The following is a 5,210-nucleotide window of genomic DNA, read 5'->3' on the forward strand; positions in this document are numbered from 1 at the left end:
CTTTCTATAGCTATGCCATGGCAGATGGTATCTTTAATTATCTGTTTGATAATAAATATGGGCTAATTTATAAAACTAAACCCAAAATCCCTGATAGCCAGCTATCTATAATTTGGGAGGAAAATTGAGGAAACTTCAGAATAACACTGATATTTTGGCTAAAATTGTTGCGACTGAAGCTATTTAGCTTTCCACTAAACTACAGGTAAAATATAGTGAAAGGTTGACTTTGAGTCACCCTTTCACTTTTCATAAAAGCTTTTTTGCTCACCCATTTTGTTCTGGGATTTTTTTTACCATGAACTTTGCAATTTTAAGAATTCCCACCTACTTGTCTCATTAAAATCAGTAATTATGAAAAACAGATTAGAATATTTTCCAATAACTTTATATGCCGTTGTGATGGGAATCACAGGTTTGGCAATCGCTTTTAGCAAATATTCTCAATTAGATTGGTTGCCCGACATTTTTTATAAAGCAAGCTTGATATTTGTTAGCGCTTTATTCATATTGATAACTGTTTTGTATTTCCTAAAAACAATTTATCATTTCAAGGAAGTTAAAAAAGATTTTAAGCATAGAATCCGTATAAATTTCTTTTCAGCAATTTCAATATCCTTTTTGCTATTGTCGATTGCATATCACCCAATGAGTCATAATATTTCGAAAGTTTTGTGGTGGATTGGGCTTGTACTGCACACATATATGATGTTGCACACAATTGCTTTTTGGATACAACACAATTTTGAAATACGGTTTTTCAATCCGGCTTGGTTCATTCCGGTTGTTGGCAATATTCTAATTCCAATAATGGGAGTGGAATTTATGCCAAGAAGTTTTTCCTTTTTCTATTTCTCTGTTGGAGGATTTTTCTGGATAATATTATTCACAATATTTTTGAACAGAGTGGTTTTTCACGACCAAATGCCTCAGAAATTTATTCCTACATTATTCATTTTAATTGCACCTCCCGCAATAGGATTTGTATCGTATTATAAGTTGACAAACCAATGGGATTTGCTTGGAGAATTTCTACTGAACATTACATTTTTCTTCGTACTACTAATAGCTTTTCTCGCAAAAAGTTTCAAAAACATCAAGTTCTTCGTGTCTTGGTGGGCGTTTACCTTTCCTTTAGATGCACTGACTATTGCCTCGGCATTAGCTTATCAGGTTTCCGGCAACGATATTTACAAATATATTTCTTTTGCAGGATTTGTTTTAGCCCTAAGTTTCATAATCATTGTGAGTTATAAAACAATTGAAAAAATAAGGAAACACGAAATTTGTGTAAATGAAGAATAATAACAATTAAGTAATTATCCTAATCGTAATATTCCTTTTTTAACGAAAAATATTAAGTTCAAATGGAAATTCATTCAATGTTTTGATTTCTTTTTATCTCAGACAAAACTGTCAAGAAGTTAGGTTCGGAACATGAAATAATTTCATCCGTAATATGCTTGTGATTTGGGAAGGTGGATATTCCTTGGTGATGAGGAACATTATCGTAGCGAAAAATCATAATGTTTTCGTTTGACATAAAATGATATTTGTATTTAATTTTTATTGTCTCATTATGGTTTATTCTGACAACCTCAATAAAATCTAAACTACCACTTTCGAAATACAACAATCCTTTGAAAATACCGAAATTATTATCAATTTTTCTTTTCTCGGTTTTTTGCCTGACAACTATATTGAAATCTGAAATAGTTTTCTCAATTTCATAAAAATAATCATCTATTGTCATAGTAAATGTTTTATTTCTTTTTGATAATCTTGAAAGGTTTCATATTCCCCACTCCATTGAAAAAAATCGCTGTTTTCATCACCAAGTTTTCCATTTTCAAAAAGTTCGTAAAACTCTACAGTTTTCATCGTATATTTTTGTTCAAAATATGCAAAATCCAATTCAATATTTCTAATGGCTTTTTTTAATTGAGCAGCCCTATACGATAATATTTCATTTATCATTTTATCATAGTTTCCATTGTAAACAGAAACATAATTGCTCAGTTTTTTTTCGGTTTTTTTATCTAAAGTCAACATTGCTGTTTGTATTGTTCAAACTAAATTATTTTGTTTTCAAAGATATAAAAATAATATGTAGCAGAAATTTCATCAATTCTCCGACCTGACAGGTTTGATTCATAGCTAATTACATAGCAAGGAGGCTCAAAACAGCTCTTCACTTTCGAAATTATTAACAACATTTCTTCAATTATAATTGAAACTTTTGTACTTTTTGTCCATTTTGTCAATCATAATTGAAACTATTATTATAAACGTATTTATAAAAATCTAAATAATCCTTTGCAAATAATCATTAGTTTTGAATTTTAAAAAAATGAAACAAAATTAATGTTTGAAAGTAACAAAAAATTAGAGGAATATATTACAAAATACACTGAAAATGAAGATGATATTCTTAAAGAATTAAACAGGAAAACATTTCTGGAAACTTTCAATCCAAGAATGATTTGCAGCCCTTTGCAAGGTAAAATTCTGCAAATGCTTAGTAATATGATTTCTCCAAAATATATTCTTGAAATTGGAACATTTACCGGCTATTCTGCAATTTGCCTGGCCAGAGGTTTGAAAAAAGACGGGAAATTATTCACTATTGAAATAAACGATGAATTGACCAAATATTCGCAAAATTTTTTTGAAAAAGCAAAATTGCAAAACAATATTGTTCAGAAAGTTGGGGATGCTCTTGAGATTATTCCAAAAATAGACAAGAATTTCGATTTGGTTTTTATTGATGCCGACAAAGAGCGATATTTGGATTACTATAAAATGATTTTTGACAAGGTAAATATTGGTGGTTTTATTATTGCCGATAATGTACTTTGGGAAGGAAAAGTTGTAGAAGAAAATCTTCCGAAAAACGACTTTTGCACGAGAGGGATATTAGAATTTAATAGTTTTGTGAATGAGGATGACAGGGTGGAAAATGTTATTTTTCCTATAAGAGATGGCTTGATGGTGTTGAGGAAAATATGAATTATAAATTATGAATTATGAAAAAGACAAAAGTAATTAGAAGCTACTCAATAGACAAAGAAAACGAAGAGAATAAGCAACTTAGCTCCTTATTGGAATATGACGAAAACGAAAATTTGATTTGTTCAATTTCTTATTTCGATGACGAAATGATTGAAAACAAAACAGTTTATAAATACAATGAAAAGAAGCAGTTGATTGAACAGATTGATTATATTTCCGAAGATGAAATAAGCGAACAATCGAGATTTAAGTATTATGAAGATGGAGAACTTTGTGAACATGAAACAGAATATTCGGAAGGGGGGAAATCTATAAAGAAAATCAAGTTTGACAAATCGGAAAACACAAAAACTGTTTCAGAAATTGATGAAGACGGCGAAATTGAAAGCATTGAAATTGAGAAATTTGACAAAAGCGGAAGAATCGTAGAAAGACAAATTTTCGATGAATCGAATAAACTTGAAAGCAAAACTCAAAATTCCTACAACGAAAACGCAAAACTGACAAATAGAATTGAATTTGGGAAAAAGGGTGAATTTTTGATTGAGCATCATCTGACTTACAACGAAAGAGGATTTCCTATGAAGCAAATTTCTGTTAATAAGAAAAAAGAGTTGGTAGATAAATTGCTGATTGAATATGATGAAAAAGACAGAGTTCTAAAAGAACAACATGGAAATAAGATGGTTATTCGATATGATTTTGATGACAAAAACAGAACACTTAAAGAATCAAGATTTAATGCTGCTGACAATCTCGAATATGAACGAATTTCAAGATTCGATGAAAACAAACAATTAATTGAAGAAGAGGACTTTAATTCTATTGTTAAGTATGAGTATGAGTATTTTTAGTGGGGGTGAGTAAAAATTTATTGGAAATTTTTGATAAACTTTTTTAACTCTCTCAAGTTAGCATGTTCAAAATCCCAATATCCTTTTTTTGCTGCTAAGCCAAGACTGTGCACAAAGTTTTTCCTTGTTGACAAAAATGCTTGAACCTTTGCCTTAGCTATATTTTTAGGTTTCTCAGGTATGCAATTAAAAAACTCTTCTATACATTTATATTCTTTCTCGTGTTCAACAATTTGCAAGCAGAGAGATTCTAACATTCCCTCATTCTTGTTTCCGGGCATAATGTAAATACCAACTTTTATTTTATTGTCAATAAATGTGTTTTGAATTTTAGGAGTGTCAAAATTAGCATTTGACAAAGAACCGCAAACGCTTTGAAAAGCACTATTTGCATTTCTATCAGCATCTCTTATTATACCAAATATTCTAATTTTATTAAATCCTTAAATAGTTTTAAGTGATAAGATATAAGTTTTAAAATTATCTTTTCCTCCTGCATTAATAATTTGATAATCACTTATTTCCATAAAACTGAATAATGCTTCAAAAAAATCTACCTCATCTTTTCCTTCTACCAATAGAATTTTTTCAGATTTCAACACTAAGCTTTTCATTTATCTAACCTCCCAATTATCATTTAGCATAGTTTCAAGCATTTCGTTGGTCATTTTATGAGCAAGATGTTCATCGGGTCTTTTTTCTATTCTAAATAATCGAATTTCATCAGGGTCCTGTGGGTGCTTATTAAATGCAAAAGCTTTCTGAAATGCAGATATACATTCATAAGAATGTGTTGTAGCAAACAATTGAACATTAAATTCTTTTGCTGCTTCAAAAACAGTTCTCCACAATATTTCTAATGATTTATAATGTAGCCCATTTTCAATTTCATCAATAAAAACACAACCATTTTTCATGTTTGCGATAGTTACAATTAAAGACAACATCCTTCTTATTCCATCTCCCATGACATTTATTGGGATTAACTGATCAAGGCCTGTATCACAATATATTATCAAATTCGTCCCTATACTTATATCCAAAATACTTGGCTCTACCTGTTGTAAAACTTTTACAATACCTTTTTTTCTTTTTCCAACAATTAAATTATTCAATTTTTCGGGTAATAAATCTAATATTGTTCTTGGTATTACGAATGTTCCCAATAAATTTTCCTTGTAGTTTTTATGGATATACCGGAGCAAGCTGACCCCCTCCGAGCGATAAAAAAAATGTTGTTTTTCTGAGTGAAATTTGTCTGTCATTCCGGCAGATGTTGACCCCTTTTTTGCGGTGGCGGCTTTCGAGAAACGGAGCATGTTGACCCCTTTTTCGGTGAGGAGA

Annotated in this window: 8 protein-coding genes; 3 read left to right on the forward strand and 5 right to left on the reverse strand. The window is 30.3% G+C overall.

The features are described 5' to 3' along the window. Window positions 1–354: 354 nt before the first annotated feature. Window positions 355–1,305: a C4-dicarboxylate ABC transporter gene (locus HN894_15110; protein ID MBT7144652.1), complete on the forward strand. Its 951-nt coding sequence runs from the start codon at window positions 355–357 to the stop codon at window positions 1,303–1,305. A gap of 70 nt (window positions 1,306–1,375) precedes the next feature. On the opposite strand, the gene HN894_15115 is transcribed toward HN894_15110, so the two are convergent. After that, a complete protein-coding gene (locus HN894_15115) occupies window positions 1,376–1,753 on the reverse strand; it encodes a hypothetical protein (GenBank protein MBT7144653.1) in 378 nt (125 codons plus the stop codon). Beyond that, on the reverse strand, window positions 1,750–2,052 hold the full coding sequence (locus HN894_15120; protein MBT7144654.1) for a hypothetical protein: 303 nt from the start codon (window positions 2,050–2,052) through the stop codon (window positions 1,750–1,752). Before HN894_15120 ends, HN894_15115 begins: the two co-directional genes overlap by 4 nt. 312 nt (window positions 2,053–2,364) lie before the next feature. Here HN894_15120 and HN894_15125 point away from each other — a divergent pair, with 312 nt between their 5' ends. Both HN894_15125 and HN894_15130 read left to right on the forward strand, forming a co-directional pair. Beyond that, complete coding sequence (locus tag HN894_15125) at window positions 2,365–3,009, forward strand: O-methyltransferase (protein MBT7144655.1); 645 nt, start codon at window positions 2,365–2,367, stop codon at window positions 3,007–3,009. A 17-nt stretch (window positions 3,010–3,026) separates the two neighbouring features. After that, the gene (locus HN894_15130) at window positions 3,027–3,866 is read left to right on the forward strand and encodes a hypothetical protein (GenBank protein MBT7144656.1); all 840 of its coding nucleotides are present in this window, start codon (window positions 3,027–3,029) and stop codon (window positions 3,864–3,866) included. A 17-nt stretch (window positions 3,867–3,883) separates the two neighbouring features. Here the strand turns inward: HN894_15130 and HN894_15135 are convergent, their stop codons facing one another. The 3 genes from HN894_15135 to HN894_15145 all read right to left on the reverse strand — a co-directional run. Next, complete coding sequence (locus HN894_15135; GenBank protein ID MBT7144657.1) at window positions 3,884–4,123, reverse strand: hypothetical protein; 240 nt, start codon at window positions 4,121–4,123, stop codon at window positions 3,884–3,886. Window positions 4,124–4,309: 186 nt separating this feature from the next. After that, on the reverse strand, window positions 4,310–4,480 hold the full coding sequence (locus HN894_15140) for a hypothetical protein (protein MBT7144658.1): 171 nt from the start codon (window positions 4,478–4,480) through the stop codon (window positions 4,310–4,312). Continuing rightward, the coding region (locus tag HN894_15145; GenBank protein ID MBT7144659.1) for an ATP-binding protein at window positions 4,481–5,210 on the reverse strand (730 nt) is incomplete at its 5' end. It lies immediately after the preceding gene.

This window comes from Bacteroidota bacterium (assembly GCA_018692315.1).
GTDB lineage: Bacteria > Bacteroidota > Bacteroidia > Bacteroidales > JABHKC01 > JABHKC01.

Coding starts and splice junctions, on each gene's coding strand:
- HN894_15125 (MBT7144655.1), top strand. CDS start 2,365: ATGTTTGAAAGTAACAAAAAATTAGAGGAATATATTACAAAATACACT.
- HN894_15130 (MBT7144656.1), top strand. CDS start 3,027: ATGAAAAAGACAAAAGTAATTAGAAGCTACTCAATAGACAAAGAAAAC.
- HN894_15120 (MBT7144654.1), bottom strand. CDS start 2,052: ATGTTGACTTTAGATAAAAAAACCGAAAAAAAACTGAGCAATTATGTT.
- HN894_15115 (MBT7144653.1), bottom strand. CDS start 1,753: ATGACAATAGATGATTATTTTTATGAAATTGAGAAAACTATTTCAGAT.
- HN894_15135 (MBT7144657.1), bottom strand. CDS start 4,123: ATGTTAGAATCTCTCTGCTTGCAAATTGTTGAACACGAGAAAGAATAT.
- HN894_15110 (MBT7144652.1), top strand. CDS start 355: ATGAAAAACAGATTAGAATATTTTCCAATAACTTTATATGCCGTTGTG.
- HN894_15140 (MBT7144658.1), bottom strand. CDS start 4,480: ATGAAAAGCTTAGTGTTGAAATCTGAAAAAATTCTATTGGTAGAAGGA.